At 71.9% G+C, this 15,225-nt stretch carries 13 protein-coding genes; 8 read left to right on the plus strand and 5 right to left on the minus strand.

Annotated features, from left to right (window positions below; all coding sequences use genetic code 11):
- Nucleotides 1-67: 67 nt before the first annotated feature.
- Nucleotides 68-2,800 (plus strand): pyruvate dehydrogenase (acetyl-transferring), homodimeric type, encoded by a 2,733-nt coding sequence (gene aceE / locus ACFY1P_RS21275; protein ID WP_361529321.1) that lies wholly within the window; start codon nucleotides 68-70, stop codon nucleotides 2,798-2,800.
- Between the two features lie 131 nt (nucleotides 2,801-2,931).
- On the opposite strand, the gene ACFY1P_RS21280 is transcribed toward aceE, so the two are convergent.
- Both ACFY1P_RS21280 and ACFY1P_RS21285 read right to left on the minus strand, forming a co-directional pair.
- A complete protein-coding gene (locus ACFY1P_RS21280) occupies nucleotides 2,932-3,306 on the minus strand; it encodes a peptidase inhibitor family I36 protein (protein ID WP_390751555.1) in 375 nt (124 codons plus the stop codon).
- 131 nt (nucleotides 3,307-3,437) lie between these two features.
- Nucleotides 3,438-5,030, minus strand: a complete 1,593-nt coding sequence (locus ACFY1P_RS21285; RefSeq protein ID WP_361529315.1) for a DHA2 family efflux MFS transporter permease subunit — start codon at nucleotides 5,028-5,030, stop codon at nucleotides 3,438-3,440.
- Between the two features lie 113 nt (nucleotides 5,031-5,143).
- On the opposite strand from ACFY1P_RS21285, the gene ACFY1P_RS21290 reads away from it, so the two are divergent.
- The 5 genes from ACFY1P_RS21290 (at nucleotide 5,144) to ACFY1P_RS21310 (ending at nucleotide 10,242) form a co-directional block, all read left to right on the plus strand.
- Nucleotides 5,144-5,803, plus strand: coding sequence for a TetR family transcriptional regulator (locus ACFY1P_RS21290; protein WP_361529312.1), 660 nt, complete (start codon nucleotides 5,144-5,146; stop codon nucleotides 5,801-5,803).
- Between the two features lie 99 nt (nucleotides 5,804-5,902).
- On the plus strand, nucleotides 5,903-7,123 hold the full coding sequence (locus ACFY1P_RS21295; RefSeq protein WP_390751556.1) for an alpha/beta hydrolase: 1,221 nt from the start codon (nucleotides 5,903-5,905) through the stop codon (nucleotides 7,121-7,123).
- Nucleotides 7,124-7,273: 150 nt separating this feature from the next.
- The gene (locus ACFY1P_RS21300; protein WP_361529306.1) at nucleotides 7,274-8,134 is read left to right on the plus strand and encodes a DUF4429 domain-containing protein; all 861 of its coding nucleotides are present in this window, start codon (nucleotides 7,274-7,276) and stop codon (nucleotides 8,132-8,134) included.
- Between the two features lie 95 nt (nucleotides 8,135-8,229).
- A complete protein-coding gene (locus ACFY1P_RS21305; protein ID WP_390751557.1) occupies nucleotides 8,230-9,504 on the plus strand; it encodes a sensor histidine kinase in 1,275 nt (424 codons plus the stop codon).
- A gap of 57 nt (nucleotides 9,505-9,561) precedes the next feature.
- Nucleotides 9,562-10,242 carry a response regulator transcription factor gene (locus tag ACFY1P_RS21310; RefSeq protein ID WP_361529300.1) on the plus strand — a complete coding sequence of 227 codons (681 nt, stop codon included), beginning with the start codon at nucleotides 9,562-9,564 and terminating at the stop codon, nucleotides 10,240-10,242.
- Between the two features lie 21 nt (nucleotides 10,243-10,263).
- Here the strand turns inward: ACFY1P_RS21310 and ACFY1P_RS21315 are convergent, their stop codons facing one another.
- Entirely contained in the window at nucleotides 10,264-11,283 is a 1,020-nt protein-coding gene (locus ACFY1P_RS21315; protein WP_390751558.1) for an aldo/keto reductase, read from the minus strand.
- Between the two features lie 6 nt (nucleotides 11,284-11,289).
- Nucleotides 11,290-11,754, minus strand: coding sequence for a MerR family transcriptional regulator (locus ACFY1P_RS21320; protein WP_361529294.1), 465 nt, complete (start codon nucleotides 11,752-11,754; stop codon nucleotides 11,290-11,292).
- Nucleotides 11,755-11,885: 131 nt separating this feature from the next.
- Between ACFY1P_RS21320 and ACFY1P_RS21325 the strand changes: the two genes are divergently transcribed.
- Complete coding sequence (locus ACFY1P_RS21325) at nucleotides 11,886-12,698, plus strand: serine hydrolase domain-containing protein (protein WP_361529291.1); 813 nt, start codon at nucleotides 11,886-11,888, stop codon at nucleotides 12,696-12,698.
- Between the two features lie 566 nt (nucleotides 12,699-13,264).
- Here ACFY1P_RS21325 and ACFY1P_RS21330 read toward each other — a convergent pair.
- On the minus strand, nucleotides 13,265-13,945 hold the full coding sequence (locus tag ACFY1P_RS21330) for a pirin family protein (protein ID WP_361533039.1): 681 nt from the start codon (nucleotides 13,943-13,945) through the stop codon (nucleotides 13,265-13,267).
- A 57-nt stretch (nucleotides 13,946-14,002) separates the two neighbouring features.
- Between ACFY1P_RS21330 and ACFY1P_RS21335 the strand changes: the two genes are divergently transcribed.
- Entirely contained in the window at nucleotides 14,003-15,187 is a 1,185-nt protein-coding gene (locus ACFY1P_RS21335; protein ID WP_116211492.1) for a CdaR family transcriptional regulator, read from the plus strand.
- The last annotated feature ends 38 nt before the right edge of the window (nucleotides 15,188-15,225 follow it).

Raw genomic sequence — 15,225 nt, forward strand, 5'->3', positions numbered from 1 at the left:
GACGCGACAGAGCAGCAGACCGTAGTTGACCGCGTGCTGAGCACGACCCGAACACCGAAGGAACAGCGTGGCTTCCGGATCCGATCGCAACCCGATCATCATTGGCGGCCTTCCCAGCCAGGTCCCGGACTTCGATCCCGAAGAGACCCAGGAGTGGCTCGACTCGCTCGACGCAGCCGTCGATGAGCGAGGCCGGGAACGTGCCCGCTACCTCATGCTTCGCCTGATCGAGCGGGCCCGCGAGAAGCGCGTGGCCGTGCCCGAGATGCGCAGCACGGACTACGTCAACACCATCGCCACCAAGGACGAGCCGTTCTTCCCCGGCAACGAGGAGATCGAGCGCAAGGTCCTCAACGCGACCCGGTGGAACGCGGCCGTGATGGTCTCCCGTGCCCAGCGCCCGGGCATCGGCGTCGGCGGTCACATCGCCACCTTCGCCTCCTCGGCGTCGCTCTACGACGTGGGCTTCAACCACTTCTTCCGCGGCAAGGACGAGGGCGACGGCGGCGACCAGATCTTCTTCCAGGGGCACGCCTCCCCCGGTGTCTACGCCCGCGCCTTCCTCCTGGACCGACTGTCCGAGCAGCAGCTCGACGCCTTCCGCCAGGAGAAGTCCAAGGCCCCCTACGGCCTCTCCAGCTACCCGCACCCGCGGCTCATGCCGGACTTCTGGGAGTTCCCGACCGTCTCGATGGGCCTCGGCCCCCTCGGCGCGATCTACCAGGCCCGGATGAACCGCTACATGGAGGCCCGCGGCATCGCCGACACCTCCAAGTCGCACGTGTGGGCGTACCTGGGCGACGGCGAGATGGACGAGCCGGAGTCGCTCGGCCAGCTGTCCATCGCCGCCCGCGAGGGTCTGGACAACCTCACCTTCGTCGTCAACTGCAACCTCCAGCGCCTCGACGGCCCGGTCCGCGGCAACGGCAAGGTCATGCAGGAGCTGGAGTCGCAGTTCCGCGGCGCCGGCTGGAACGTCATCAAGCTGGTCTGGGACCGCTCCTGGGACCCGCTGCTGGCGCAGGACCGGGACGGCATCCTGGTCAACAAGCTCAACAGCACCCCCGACGGCCAGTTCCAGACGTACGCCACCGAGACCGGCGCGTACATCCGTGAGCACTTCTTCGGCGACGACCAGCGTCTGCGGAAGATGGTCGAGAACATGACCGACGACCAGATCCTGCACCTGGGCCGCGGCGGTCACGACCACAAGAAGATCTACGCGGCGTACGCGGCGGCCAAGGCGCACAAGGGCCAGCCGACCGTGATCCTCGCGCAGACGGTCAAGGGCTGGACCCTCGGTCCGAACTTCGAGGGCCGCAACGCGACCCACCAGATGAAGAAGCTCACGGTCGAGGACCTCAAGCGCTTCCGTGACCGTCTCCACATCCCGATCGCCGACAAGGAGCTGGAGTCCGGCCTGCCGCCGTACTACCACCCGGGTCGCGACTCGGAGGAGATCCAGTACATGCACGACCGCCGCAAGGCGCTCGGCGGCTATGTGCCGAGCCGTGTCGTGCGCGCGAAGCCGCTGGTCCTCCCCGAGGACAAGGTCTACGCGACCGCCAAGAAGGGCTCCGGGCAGCAGTCGATCGCCACGACCATGGCGTTCGTCCGCATCCTGAAGGACCTCATGCGGGACAAGGAGATCGGCAAGCGCTTCGTGCTGATCGCCCCCGACGAGTACCGCACCTTCGGCATGGACGCGTTCTTCCCGTCCGCGAAGATCTACAACCCGCTGGGCCAGCAGTACGAGTCCGTGGACCGCGAGCTGCTGCTCGCCTACAAGGAGTCGCCGACCGGCCAGATGCTGCACGACGGCATCTCCGAGGCGGGCTGCACGGCCTCGCTGATCGCGGCGGGCTCGGCCTACGCCACACACGGCGAGCCGCTGATCCCGGTCTACGTCTTCTACTCGATGTTCGGGTTCCAGCGCACCGGTGACCAGTTCTGGCAGATGGCCGACCAGCTGTCGCGCGGCTTCGTGCTGGGCGCCACCGCCGGCCGTACGACGCTGACCGGTGAGGGCCTCCAGCACGCGGACGGTCACTCGCAGTTGCTGGCGTCCACCAACCCGGGTGTCGTCTCCTACGACCCCGCGTTCGGTTACGAGATGGCGCACATCGTCAAGGACGGTCTGCGCCGGATGTACGGCGAGAACGCCGAGGACGTCTTCTACTACCTGACCGTCTACAACGAGCCGATCCAGCACCCGGCCGAGCCGGCGGACGTGGACGCCGAGGGCATCCTCAAGGGTCTGTACCGCTACAAGGCGGGCGAGAAGGGCGCGGTCTCCGCGCAGATCCTCGCCTCCGGTGTGGCCGTGCCGTGGGCCGTCGAGGCCCAGCAGATCCTCGCGGACGAGTGGAACGTCAAGGCGGACGTCTGGTCGGCGACCTCCTGGAACGAGCTGCGCCGTGACGCCATCGAGGTGGAGGAGTACAACCTCCTGCACCCCGAGGAGGACATGCGCGTCCCGTACGTGACGTCCAAGCTGGCCGGCGCCGAGGGCCCGAAGGTGGCCGTGTCCGACTGGATGCGGGCGGTTCCGGACCAGATCTCGCGCTGGGTGCCCGGTGCGTACCAGTCGCTGGGTGCGGACGGCTTCGGCTTCGCGGACACGCGTGGCGCGGCCCGTCGCTTCTTCCACATCGACGCCCAGTCGATCGTCCTGGCGGTGCTCACCGAGCTCGCCAAGGAGGGCAAGGTCGACCGCTCCGCCCTCAAGCAGGCGGTGGACCGCTACCAGCTCCTCGACGTGACGGCCGCCGACCCCGGCGCCGCGGGCGGCGACGCCTGAGCGCTGCGCTTGCCTTGGCGGCGTCTCGGCGCCATCGCGGCTGAGGCCGTCCGGCGCCTGCGGGCCCGCTTCGGCTGAGCGCGCAGTTCCCCGCGCCCCTTTCAGGGGCGCGGGGTTCTTTTTGTCTGCGGCTAGTTCTCCCAGACCTTGTAGGCCCGGACCGCGTACGGCGATTCCGGCACCCAGGTGCCCGAGGGGTACGTCGCGAACTCGCCGGTCTCCGCGCAGGTCGCGCTCTGGTAGGTGGTGACCGGGCGGCCGGTGCGGTTGACGAAGGAGGCCGCCCCCGGGCCCGCCGGTAAGGTCACACAGCTGGCGATGTCGATACCGGAGAGCTCGCTCGTCGTCCGCACGCCCCGGTAGTCCGCCTTCGGCCACAGGCACAGCTGCCCGGCCCCGCACGCGCCCGGTCGCGCCGGGGCGGACGCGGTCGCGGCGGGCGCGCTCACGAGGGCCAGCCCGGCGGCGGCCCCCACGGCGAGGGCGGCGAAACGGATCGTACGCATATGCATCACTCCCTGTGATCGGTGACTGCTGCGTCGATCTTGGCCGCGCAGGCCGGCCGCTGCCAAGAGGGCCCCGCGAGCGGGGCCCTGATAGGGGAAGGCGGCGGTCTGCGGGGGAAGGTGCGGTGGCCTCAGACCATCGCGGCGCCCGCCGCGGCGTCGGCGTTCGCGCCGCGCTTGGTGAACAGCGCGAACGCGGCGGCGACCAGCGCGATGACGCCGGCGACCGTGAAGGACAGGCTCATGCCTGACACGAAAGTGTCATGCGCGACGGTCGAGATCTTCTCCGCGACCGGGGCCGGTGTGCCCGGCGGCACCGGGGCGATGCCGATCGCGATGAGGTCGGAGCCCTGGGACAGCTGCTCGTGCGTGACCGGCGGGAGTCCGGCACCGGTCCACTTGCCGGGCAGCACGTGATCGACCCGGGCGGCCATGACCGCGCCCAGGACCGCCGTGCCGAGCGAGCCGCCGACCTGCATGGCGGCCTGCTGGAGGCCGCCGGCCACACCGGCGTGCCGCAGGGGGGCGTTGCCGACGATGACCTCCGTGGCACCGACCATGACCGGCGAGAGGCCCAGGCCGAACAGCGCGAACCAGAGCGACATGATGCCCGTGCCGGAGCCGGTGGTCAGCGTGGAGGTGCCGAAGCAGGCGGCCGCGGTGCAGAGCATGCCCACGACCAGGGGGATGCGGGGTCCGATCCGGGTGATGACCGCGCCGGCCGTGGGCGCCCCGATGATCATCAGGCCGGTGAGCGGCAGCAGGTGCAGGCCGCTGTCGACCGGGCTCATCCCGTGCACGTTCTGGAGATAGAAGGTGACGAAGAACAGGCCCCCGATGAAGGCGAAGGCCATCAGGACCATCAGGACCGTGCCCGCGGTCAGCGGCACGGAGCGGAACAGGCCGAGCGGCAGCAGGGGTTCGCGGGCCCTGGCCTCCCACACGGCGAAGAGCACGAAGGCGAGCAGCGACACGGCCAGGAAGGTCAGCGTCCTGGAGTCGCCCCACTGCCAGGTGGGCGCCTTGATGACGGCCCACACCAGGCAGAACATCGCCCCGGAGAGCAGCACGATGCCCAGCAGGTCGAAGGACTTGGGCGCCTTCTCGGCGCGGTGGTCCTTGAGGATGACCAGTCCGAGGACGAGCGCGAGGACGCCGACGGGGACGTTGACGTAGAAGACCGACTGCCAGTTGACGTGCTCGACGAGCACGCCGCCGAGGATCGGTCCGCCTGCGGTGGAGACGCCGATGACCATGCCCCAGATGCCGATGGCCATGTTGAGCTTCTCGGCCGGGAAGGTGGCCCGGAGCAGACCGAGCGCCGCCGGCATCAGCAGGGCGCCGCACAGGCCCTGGAGCACGCGGAAGCCGACGATCATCGAGACGGTGTCGGAGAGGGCGATGGCACCCGAGGCGGCGGCGAAGCCGGTGGTGCCGATGAGGAAGGTCAGCCGGTGACCGAAGCGGTCACCCAGCTTGCCCGCGGTGATCAGGGCGACCGCGAGGGCGAGGAGATAGCTGTTGGTGATCCACTGGACGTCGGCGAGCGAGGCGCCGAGGTCCTTCTGGATGGCGGGGTTCGCGACAGCGACGATGGTGCCGTCGAGCGTGACCATCATCACGCCGATCGCGACGGAGAGCAGTGTCAGCCAGGGATGGCCCCGTAACCCCTTCCGGGGCCCGAGATCCGGCGTCGCGTCGGCGACGGTGGTCTGAGACATCATATTCCGAGATTATGGCAGCGTCTGACAATTGACCAGCGGTTCCATGAGGCGGCCGCTGCCAGATTGGTCACAGCTATTCTGAGCAGCCGAAACGCGGGTGAGGAGAGACGTCGATGCGTGCGATCGAGGATGTGGCGGCAGCCGAGGCACCGCCCGGGCTGCGCGAGCGGAAGAAGCGCCGCACCCGGGACACCCTGATCCGCTGCGCCCTCGAACTGTTCGCGGAGAAGGGCTTCGAGGGCACGACCGTCGACGAGATCTCCGAGGCGGCCGACGTCTCCCAGCGCACCTTCTTCCGGTACTTCGCGAACAAGGAGGAGGTCGCCCTGGCCGTGCAGGACTCGGTCGAGTCCTTCTTCTTCAGCCGGCTCCTCCTGCGGCCCGCCTCCGAGGCACCGCTCACCGCGCTGCGCAACGCCGTGCTCGCCTCCTGGGACAGCGTGGGCGAGGCCATCGAGTCGGTCGTGCCGCTGGAACTCCACATGCGCACCTACCGGATGATCGAGTCGACCCCGCAGCTGTTCGCCGCCCATCTGCACCGGCTGGCCGGACTGGAGGAGCAGCTCGCGCAGGAGATCGCCCGCCGCGAGGGGCTCGACGTGCGGACCGACCCCAGACCCCAGGTGCTGGTGGCCGCGTTCGGCGGTGTGATGCGGGTGACCGGCAAGCTCTGGGGCGAGAGCGGCAACGCCGGGCTGGACGAACTCCGGAGGATCACCACGGAGTATCTCGACCGGCTCGGACCGGCGTTGGCGGAAAACTGGCGCAACTGATCGTCAAGCGCAAACGAGTGCACAATCACCCCCACTTCAAACGTGAGATGACTCACTGACTTCACGGTCACCGCCGGCTTTCTCCTAGGGTGTTCGGCGGTGACTTCTTTCCCGGAGCTCGGCTCCCCCTCCGCCCCGTGGACGACCACGACCGCTGTGTGGCGCGCGCTGCTCGCACTGGCCGTGGTCTTCATCATGCTCGCGACCACCGGCTGGACGGCCGTCAGAAGCCACAGAGCGGGCGGCGACGTGCGGGCGGCGACGCTGAGCGCGTGGCTGCACGGGTCGATAGCCGGGCACCGCCTCCCGGACCCCGGCACGGCACCCGACGCCCTGGCCCGCTTCTTCGGCTCCCTCACCGGCGCCCAGCGCCAGGGGCTCGCCGACCGCTACCCCCTCGTCGTCGGCAACCTCGACGGCGCCCCGCTCACCCTGCGCTACCACGCCAACCGGGTCGCCCTCGACCAGGCGCGCAAGGTCGAGAAACACCGCATGCGCGAGAGCGACCTGACCCCCGCCGGCCGCCAGGACGCGGAGCGGCGCATGCACCGCTACGAATCGCTCATGGGCGAAGACCGGCAGATCCTCGCCTTCGACCCCACCGGCGCCGGACGGGTCGCCGAGGTCACCGGCGACCTCGACCACGCCCAGCGCGTCTCCGTGGTGGTGCCGGGCGTCGACACCAACGTCCTCACCTTCGAGAAGACCCAGCGCGCGTACACCGCGCCCGAGGGCATGGCCCGCTCCCTCTACGCCGCCGAGCGGAAGACCAGCCCCGGCACCCGCACCGCCGTCATCGCCTGGGCCGACTACACCTCGCCCGCCGGGGTCGGCATGGACGCCGCCACCGGCAGGCTCGCCACCGAGGGCGCGCTGCGCCTGCGCTCGCTCGTGCGCGGGCTGCCGGGCACCTCGCCCGTCTCCCTCGTCTGCCACAGCTACGGATCCGTGGTGTGCGGCGTCGCCGTCCGCGACATGTCCCCCCGGGTCACGGACGTGGCCGTGGCGGGCAGCCCCGGCATGCGCGCCGACCGCGTCTCCGAGCTGCACACCAGCGCCCGGATATGGGCGATGCGCGACCCCGACGACTGGATCCAGGGCGTCCCCCACCTGGAGGTCGGCGGCCTCGGGCACGGCGCGGACCCGGTCTCCGCGGGCTTCGGCGCGCGCCTGCTGTCCTCGCGCGGCGCACAGGGTCACGCGGGCTATTTCGAACCCGGCACGACCAGCCTGGCCAACTTCGCCGGCATCGGCGTCGGCCTCCCCTCGGCGGTCAGCTGCGCCAAGGCGTCCAGCGGCTGCGCGGACGATCTGGCGTAGGCCGTCCTCCTCGACGGCGGCCGCGCGGACGGCGGGGCCACGTCAAGGGGGACGAGGGCGAAACCCCGGGAAATATTGCCCACCGGACGGGAGCACGTCACTTTGACGCGCGTAGCGACGAGCGGCCGACCGCCGCATACGATGAGCCGCATGGGTGATGTGCTGGCCGGTTTCCACGCCGCCTGGGAGTTCGACACCGACTCCGTGCTCATCCGCTTCGAACGGGGGATCCGCACACCGAAGCTGTTCCAGGCTCTCGGCGAGCGCCGCGTCCCCTACGAAGCGCTCGCGGCCGTCGAGCTGGCCCCGGGGAAGCGCGGGACGGTGGTGCTGCGTGCTGTGCCCAGACCGGGCGCCGACCCGCTGATGGACGCCGCCGCCGGGCAGCTCAAGGAGGGCTGCGACCCCTACCGTCTGGTGCTGCCCGAGGAGCGCGACGCCCTCGCGGGGTACTACGCCGACGAGATACGGTCCGCGCTCGGCCCGTTCGCCGCCGAACCCGCCGAGCGCCACCTGGTGACCGCCCCCGTCCCGCCCCTGTCCTTCAAGGCGTACGACGGCAAGGCGTCCTTCGACGGCACCGCCGTCGCCTTCCGCTGGTTCTGGACGGGCGCCTCCTCCGCCAAGTGGAAGGCGGGCGACCAGCGCTTCCCCGTCGACGAGCTGTCCGGCGTCGAGTGGCGCTCCCCCGACGCGGCGGGCGGCTGCCTGCGGCTGGTGCGCCGCGGCCAGGCGCCGGACGAGTACCCCGGCGAGGCCGACCAGGACACGGCGGCGGTCGTCTTCGGCATGGGCTACGGGCTCGTCCACGAATCCCTCCCCTTCGCGGCCGCGGTCCTCGAGGCCGTACGGTCCACCACACCGGTGGCCGCGCTGCGCGTCCCCGCGGCCCGCCCCGACCCGGGCGGCATCGCGGACCGCATCCGCCATCTGGGCGCACTGCACGACGCGGGGCTGCTGACCGACGACGAATTCACCTCCAAGAAGGCGCAGTTGCTGGCGGAATTGTGAGGCGGACGGCGTCGGGTGATACCGAGGTATGACCACACGGCCCACACCCCGGTGTGACGTCCCGGCGGGCCCTCGGCGCCTACGCTGAGCTCGTCATGATCCAGTCACCTCCCTTCCGCTTCCTGCGCGAGCTCTTCACGCCCGTCGGCCCGCCGGTGCCCCTCCTCGGCCAGGCCAGGCGGCGGTGGGTGCGCCGCCTGCCGTACGCCGTCGCCGCGGTCTTCGTCGCGATCCTGCTGCCCGTCACCGGCACCATGCTGACCCGGGAGTACGGGCTGCACCCCGGCCTCGCCGTCGTCCTCGCCTTCTTCCAGGCCGGGCCGCTGTTCGTCGCCGTGCGGCGGCCGCTGCTCGCGTGGGCGGTCGTCCTCGTCGCCGACGTCGTGGGAGCGGCCGCGCTGCTCGGTGTCCCGGCGCGCGAGGGGAACCCCTGGCCGTGGCCGCCCATGGAGATCATCGGCATGCTGCTGCTGATGCTCGCCCTCGGGCTGCGCGAACGGCCCCGCACGCTGGTGGCCGCGTGGACGCTGACCTGCGCGGCGAGCGTGGCCCTGCAGAGCATCGCGCCCGAGCGCGGCTCCGGGGTGTGGGTGGCGCTCGTGGTGATCGGCGGTGTGCTCATGCTGCTCGGCGGCGCGCTGCGCGGCCGGGGTGACGCCCGGCGGGCGCTCGCCGAGCAGGAGACCATCAGCGAGGCCGAGCGCGCCCGCCGCACCTTGCTGGAGGAGCGCACCCGGATCGCCCGCGAGCTCCACGACGTGGTCGCCCACCACATGTCGGTGATCACCGTGCAGGCCGACAGCGCCCCGTACCGCATCGCGGGGCTGCCGCCCGAGGCGGGCGAGGAGTTCACCTCGATCGCGGCGACCGCCCGGGAGTCGCTGACCGAGATGCGGCGGCTGCTGGGCGTCCTGCGCAGCGAGGACAACGGCGAGGAGCCCGGCGGCGAGCGCGCGCCGCAGCCGGGGGTGTCCCGCATCCCGCAGCTCGTCGAGGCGACCGTGCGGTCCGGGCAGCCCGTGGAGCTCACGACCGGCCCGGAGGTGGCGGCGGCCGCCGCCGCCCTGCCGCAGGCCGTGGACCTCTCGGCGTACCGCATCGTGCAGGAGGCCCTGGCCAATGTCGTGCGGCACGCGCCCGGCGCGCCGACCCGGGTGTCGGTGTCGGTCTCCGCGGAAAGCCTGATGGTGCTCGTCGTCAACGACGCGGCGGCGGGGCCGGACGCCCCGCTGGAGTCCTCCGGCACCGGCCACGGCCTCGTCGGGATGCGGGAGCGGGTCCGCCTCGTCGGCGGCTCGCTGGACACCGGCCCCCTGCCGGAGGGCGGCTACCGCGTGGCCGCCCGGCTGCCGTTCGCCGGGGCCGACTGACGCGGCCCCGCCCCCGCCCCCTCCTCCGCAGCGCTCCGAAAGGGAACCACCCACCGCATGACCATCAAGGTGATCATCGTCGACGACCAGGCCATGGTGCGGGCGGGCTTCGCCGCGCTCCTCGCCGCGCAGTCCGACATCGACGTCGTCGGTGACGCGCCCGACGGCCGGCAGGGCGTGGAACTCAGCCGCCGCGCGCACCCGGACGTGGTGCTGATGGACGTCCGGATGCCGGAGATGGACGGGCTGGAGGCGGCCCGGCGGCTCCTCGATCCCCCGCCCGGGGTGACGCACCGGCCGAAGGTGCTGATGCTGACGACCTTCGACGTCGACGACTACGTCTACGAGGCGCTGCGCGCGGGCGCGTCCGGCTTCCTGCTCAAGGACGCGCCCCCGGCCGATCTGATCTCGGCGGTGCGGGTCGTCGCGGCGGGCGAGGCGCTCCTCGCCCCTTCCGTGACCCGCCGGCTCATCGCGGACTTCGCGCGCCAGCGGCCCGCGCGGCGCCGGGATCCGTCGTTGCGGCTGCACGGCCTGACGCCGCGTGAGACCGAGGTGCTCGAACTCATCGCGCGCGGGCTCTCCAACCAGGAGATCGCCGCGTCCCTGGTGGTGGCGGAGCAGACGGTCAAGACGCACATCGGCCGGGTGCTGGCCAAGCTCGGCCTGCGCGACCGGGCGCAGGCCGTGATCTTCGCGTACGAATCGGGGCTGGTCGCCCCGGGCGACGGCCGGTAACGGGCGCCCGGGGCAAGGCGGTTACTCCCGGCCGGCCGACGTGAAGGTCATGTCGGGGTAACGGTCGCCCGCCACCTGCGAGGCGATCGGCTCCAGAGCCGTCAGCTCCTCGCCGGTCAGGACGATGTGCGTGGCGGCAGTGTTCTCCTCCAGGCGGGAGCGCTTGCGCGTGCCCGGGATCGGAACGACCGTCAGGCCGTGGACGGCGGCCCGCTGCTGGACCCAGGCCAGGGCCACCTGGGCCGGCGTGATCCCGCGCGCCTCGGCGATCGCGCGCACCGGCGCCAGCAGGGCGGCGTTGACCGCCGCGTTGTCGCCCGTGAAGCGCGGCTGCTTGCGCCGCCAGTCGTCGTCCGTCAGCTCCTTGTCCGCGTGGACGAAGGAGCCGGTCAGGAAGCCGCGGCCGAGCGGCGAGTACGGCACCAGGGCCACGCCCAGCTCGCGCGCCGCGGGCACCACGCCCGCCTCGATGTCCCGGCTGAACAGCGACCACTCCGACTGCACCGCGGCGATGGGGTGCACGGCCTGGGCGGCGCGCAGTTCGGAGCCCGTCACCTCGCTCAGGCCCAGGTGGCCGACCTTGCCCTCGGCGACCAGCTCAGCCATGGCGCCGACGCTCTCCTCCATGGGCACGTCGACGTTGCGGCGGTGCATGTAGTAGAGGTCGATGTGGTCGACGCCGAGGCGGCGCAGGCTGCCCTCGACGGACTCGCGGATGTAGGCGCGGTCGTTGCGGATGGCCTGGTACGACGGGTCGTCCTCGCGCCGCACGATGGCGAACTTGGTGGCCAGCGTGATCCGGTCGCGGTTGGCCCGGACGAAGGGCGCGATGAACTCCTCGTTGCGGCCGAAGGCGTAGATGTCGGCCGTGTCGAAGAGGGTGACGCCCAGTTCGAGCGCCCGCTCCAGCGTCGCCCGCGCCTCGGCCTCGTCGGTCGGCCCGTAGGCGAAGCTCATGCCCATGCAGCCGAGCCCCTGCACGCCGACCTCGGGACCGCCGGTGCCGAGCTTCGCGGTGGTGATCGTGTCGTTGGTGCTCATCAGCGTTCAGACCCCTTCGGACGCCCGGCGTCGGGCGTCGGCGTAAATTTCGATCTTGTAGTCGAGCACATCGAGGGTGCTCCGCAGCTCCGCGACACGGCGCCGCACGTCGTCGCGGTGCGCGCTCAGCAGCCGCTCGCGCTCGGCGAAGGTGTGCTCGCCCTCGCGGACCAGCTGGGCGTAGCGCACCATGTCCGCCACCGGCATCCCGGTCAGCCGCAGCCGGCCGACGAGGTCCAGCCAGTCCAGGTCGCGGTCGGTGTAGCGGCGCTGGCCGGCGTGCGAGCGGTCCACGTGGGGCATCAGCCCGATCCGCTCGTACCAGCGCAGGGTGTGCGCGGACAGCCCGGTGTACTCGGCGACCTCACTGATCGTGTGGCGCTCGCCTTGCGGGCGTCCGGGCCGCGGCCCCGGCGCGCAGGGCTTGCCGTCGGCGAGCACTTCCGCCGGCGCGTGGTCCAGAACGGTCATACGGATCCCCCTCGCGTCGCGGGCCGTTCGCGGTCGAAAAGCCCTGGCGACATGGACAACGCTAGAGAGTTGGAGTGCACTCCAAGCAAGCGAGATCTTGGGGAATCCTTGGCCGGGTTAGGCTCGCCCCCATGGAGAGCCTGCGGAAGATCGACAACTGGCCGGTGGAGAACGCTGCGGCGGCGGTGGTGAGGGCCGACGGCTCTCTCGCGGGGGCCCACGGCCCGACCGCGCACCGTTTCGCCCTGGCCTCCGTGACCAAACCGCTCGCCGCGTACGCCGCGCTGCTCGCCGTCGAGGAGGGCGCGATCGAGCTGGACGAGCCGGCCGGTCCGGCCGGGTCCACGGTCCGCCACCTGCTCGCCCACACGTCCGGGCTGGCCTTCGACGAGCACCGGGCGATGGCCGAGCCGGGGACGCGGCGGCTGTACTCCAACGCGGGCTTCGAGGTGCTCGGCGACCACATCGCCAAGGCCACCGACATCCCGTTCCCCGAGTATCTGCGGCAGGCCGTGCTGGAGCCGCTCGGCATGACGGCGACAGACGTCACGGGCTCCCCCGCCAAGGACGGCGTCTCCACCGTCGACGACCTGGCCCGCTTCGCCGCGGAGCTCCAGGCTCCGCGGCTGCTGTCGCGGCAGACGCTCGACGAGGCGACGGCCGTCGCCTTCCCCGGGCTGACCGGCGTCCTCCCCGGCTACGGGCACCAGCGCCCGAACGACTGGGGCCTCGGCTTCGAGCTCCGCGACGGCAAGTCGCCGCACTGGACGGGGGCGTCGTCCTCCCCGCGCACGTTCGGCCACTTCGGGCAGGCGGGCACGTTCCTGTGGGTGGACCCGGTGGCGGGGGCGGCGTGCGTCGCTCTGACTGACCGGGCGTTCGGGCCTTGGGCGGTCGAGGTGTGGCCCGCGCTGACGGATGCGGTGCTGGCGGAGCTGGCCTGAGGGTCCGCCTGCGGCGGGCTGCTTTTTCTTCCCCAGCCCCGCCCCTTCCCGCAGCGTCTGATGCGCGGCTCCGCCGCGGCCGGGGCTCCGCCCCGGACCCGTGCCCGGGTGCCGGTCGGGGGCGCCTGCGGCGCCTTGTTCCCCTACCCCGCCCCTTCCCGCTGCATCTGATGTGCGGCTCCGCCGCGTGGGGGGCGCTGCCCCAGACCCCCGACTGCGGGACGGTGGGCGCCTGCGGCGGGCTTTTTCCCCTACCCGCCCCTTCCCGAACTGGGGCGCGTGCCCCAGACCCCCCGGCTGCGGGTCCGTTGCCTCCCCCAGCTGCCTCCCCCAAACTCCGTCCGGGGGTGCCCCCAGAGGTGCCCCCAGCGGCGGAGAGCGCCCTGCGGGCGCGTCCTCAAACGCCGGACGGGCTGATATTCAGCCCGTTGGGGGCACCTCCCAGCGGTAGCTGGGGGAGTTTGAGGACCAACGCGGCGAAGCCGTGTTGCGGGGGTCTGGGGGCTTGCCCCCCAGTTTCGGGAAGGGGCGGGGTAGGGAAAAGCCCGCCGCAGGCGCAACCCGCCTCAGCCGAAGTGCGGCTCCGCATGCATCGCCCAGATGAGCAGCTCCGCAGAGCCCGCCGCCTCCGCCGTCACCCCCACCGCCTCGAAGAGCCGGACCGCGTCGCCCTCCCCGACAGAGGAGTCGTCCACCCGCACAACCCCCCGCACGACATGCACGTACACCCACTGCCCGTCCGGCAGGACAACCCGCTCACCGGCCCCCAGCCGCCGCACATGCAGCACCGCCTCCGCACCGGCCAGGGGATACGCCCCGTCGGGGATCTGAGGCAGCAGCTCGTAGGAGGGTTCCCCGTCGGCCTCCGACGGGGTGAGCCACATCTGTACGAAGCGCAGCGGGGCCGGGCCCTCGTTGCGTTCGGAGTGGCGGGCGCCGGAGCCCGCGCTGAAGCGCTGGAGGTCGCCGGGGCGGACGACCGTGCGGTGGCCGGTGGAGTCCTCGTGGGTGAGTTCGCCCTCGACGACCCAGGTCACGATCTCGACATCGCGGTGCGGGTGCTCGGCGAAGCCCGCGCCGGGCGCGAGGCGCTCCTCGTTGCAGGCGGCCAGGGGCCCGAACCGGACATTGTCGGGGTCGTAGAAGCCGGAGAAGGAGAACGCGTGCCAGGTCTCGATCCCGGCCTCCGGATCGCCGCCGCGGAAGCGTTCACCTGCGCGTTGTACGGCGCGTCGCACGTGCGTCATCGGGCTACCGTAGCCCGGCGACCCCGCTCGGCACCCGAATGAGGCAGGCTTGTCCCCGTGCCTGAACCCGCCGCTAACACCCCGCACCCCCACAGCGCCACCCTCCGCCGTCTGGAGAAGTCTTCCGGCACCCTGGCCGCCGCCGCCATCGCGCGGATGGACGCCCAGCTGCCGTGGTACCGGGCGATGCCCCCGGAGAACCGCTCCTGGATCGGCCTGGTCGCGCAGGCCGGTATCGCGGCCTTCACCGAGTGGTTCCGGCATCCGGAGACGCCGCAGGCCATCAGCACGGACGTCTTCGGCACGGCCCCGCGCGAGCTGACGCGGGCGATCACTTTGCGCCAGACGGTGGAGATGGTCCGCACGACCATCGAGGTCATGGAGTCGGCGATCGACGAGGTGGCCGCGCCGGGCGACGAGTCGGTGCTGCGCGAGGCCCTGCTCGTCTACGCGCGGGAGATCGCCTTCGCCACCGCTCAGGTGTACGCACAGGCGGCGGAGGCGCGCGGCGCGTGGGACGCCCGGCTGGAGTCGCTGGTCGTCAACGCGGTGCTGTCGGGCGAGGCCGACGAGGGCGCCCTGTCCCGGGCCGCCGCCCTCGGCTGGAATTCGCCCTCGCACGTGGCGGTGGTGCTGGGGACGGCGCCCGACGGGGACAGCGAGCTGACGGTCGAGGCGATCCGGCGGGCGTCGCGGCACGCGAAGCTCCAGGTGCTGACCGGGGTGCTCGGGGACCGGCTGGTGGTGATCGCGGGCGGCTCGGACAATCCGCTGCAGGCGGCGAAGGCCCTGATCGGGCCGTTCGCGGCGGGCCCGGTCGTGGCCGGTCCCGTGGTGTCGGACCTGCTGGCGGCCACCCGCTCCGCGCAGGCCGCCGCGGCGGGCCTGAAGGCGTGTGCCGCCTGGCCGGACGCCCCCCGGCCCGTCCTGGCCGACGACCTCCTCCCGGAGCGCGCGATGGCCGGTGACGCTACCGCGCGTGAGCAACTGGTGGAGGAGATCTACAGACCGCTGGAGGAAGCGGGCTCGGCCCTGCTGGAGACCCTCAGCGTCTATCTGGAGCAGGCAAGTAGCCTTGAGGGCGCGGCACGGATGCTGTTCGTCCACCCGAACACCGTGAGATACCGCCTCCGACGTGTGACGGACGTCACCGGATGGTCACCCTCCGATGTGCGTTCGGCCTTCACACTGCGAGTCGCGCTGATCCTGGGGCGCCTGGCAGACGCGGAGTCCCAGCTCTAGGCTTTTGTTGGACATCAACAATTCCCCTGACGGTTCTT

Source organism: Streptomyces sp. NPDC001407, from assembly GCF_042895325.1.
In the GTDB taxonomy this organism is placed as follows: Bacteria; Actinomycetota; Actinomycetes; order Streptomycetales; family Streptomycetaceae; genus Streptomyces.

Bases quoted from the DNA above. Each gene is read 5' to 3' on its own strand.
- ACFY1P_RS21280 (WP_390751555.1), bottom strand. From the start codon at position 3,306: ATGCGTACGATCCGTTTCGCCGCCCTCGCCGTGGGGGCCGCCGCCGGG.
- ACFY1P_RS21285 (WP_361529315.1), bottom strand. From the start codon at position 5,030: ATGATGTCTCAGACCACCGTCGCCGACGCGACGCCGGATCTCGGGCCC.
- ACFY1P_RS21290 (WP_361529312.1), top strand. From the start codon at position 5,144: ATGCGTGCGATCGAGGATGTGGCGGCAGCCGAGGCACCGCCCGGGCTG.
- ACFY1P_RS21300 (WP_361529306.1), top strand. From the start codon at position 7,274: ATGGGTGATGTGCTGGCCGGTTTCCACGCCGCCTGGGAGTTCGACACC.
- ACFY1P_RS21305 (WP_390751557.1), top strand. From the start codon at position 8,230: ATGATCCAGTCACCTCCCTTCCGCTTCCTGCGCGAGCTCTTCACGCCC.
- ACFY1P_RS21310 (WP_361529300.1), top strand. From the start codon at position 9,562: ATGACCATCAAGGTGATCATCGTCGACGACCAGGCCATGGTGCGGGCG.
- ACFY1P_RS21315 (WP_390751558.1), bottom strand. From the start codon at position 11,283: ATGAGCACCAACGACACGATCACCACCGCGAAGCTCGGCACCGGCGGT.
- ACFY1P_RS21320 (WP_361529294.1), bottom strand. From the start codon at position 11,754: ATGACCGTTCTGGACCACGCGCCGGCGGAAGTGCTCGCCGACGGCAAG.
- ACFY1P_RS21325 (WP_361529291.1), top strand. From the start codon at position 11,886: ATGGAGAGCCTGCGGAAGATCGACAACTGGCCGGTGGAGAACGCTGCG.
- ACFY1P_RS21330 (WP_361533039.1), bottom strand. From the start codon at position 13,945: ATGACGCACGTGCGACGCGCCGTACAACGCGCAGGTGAACGCTTCCGC.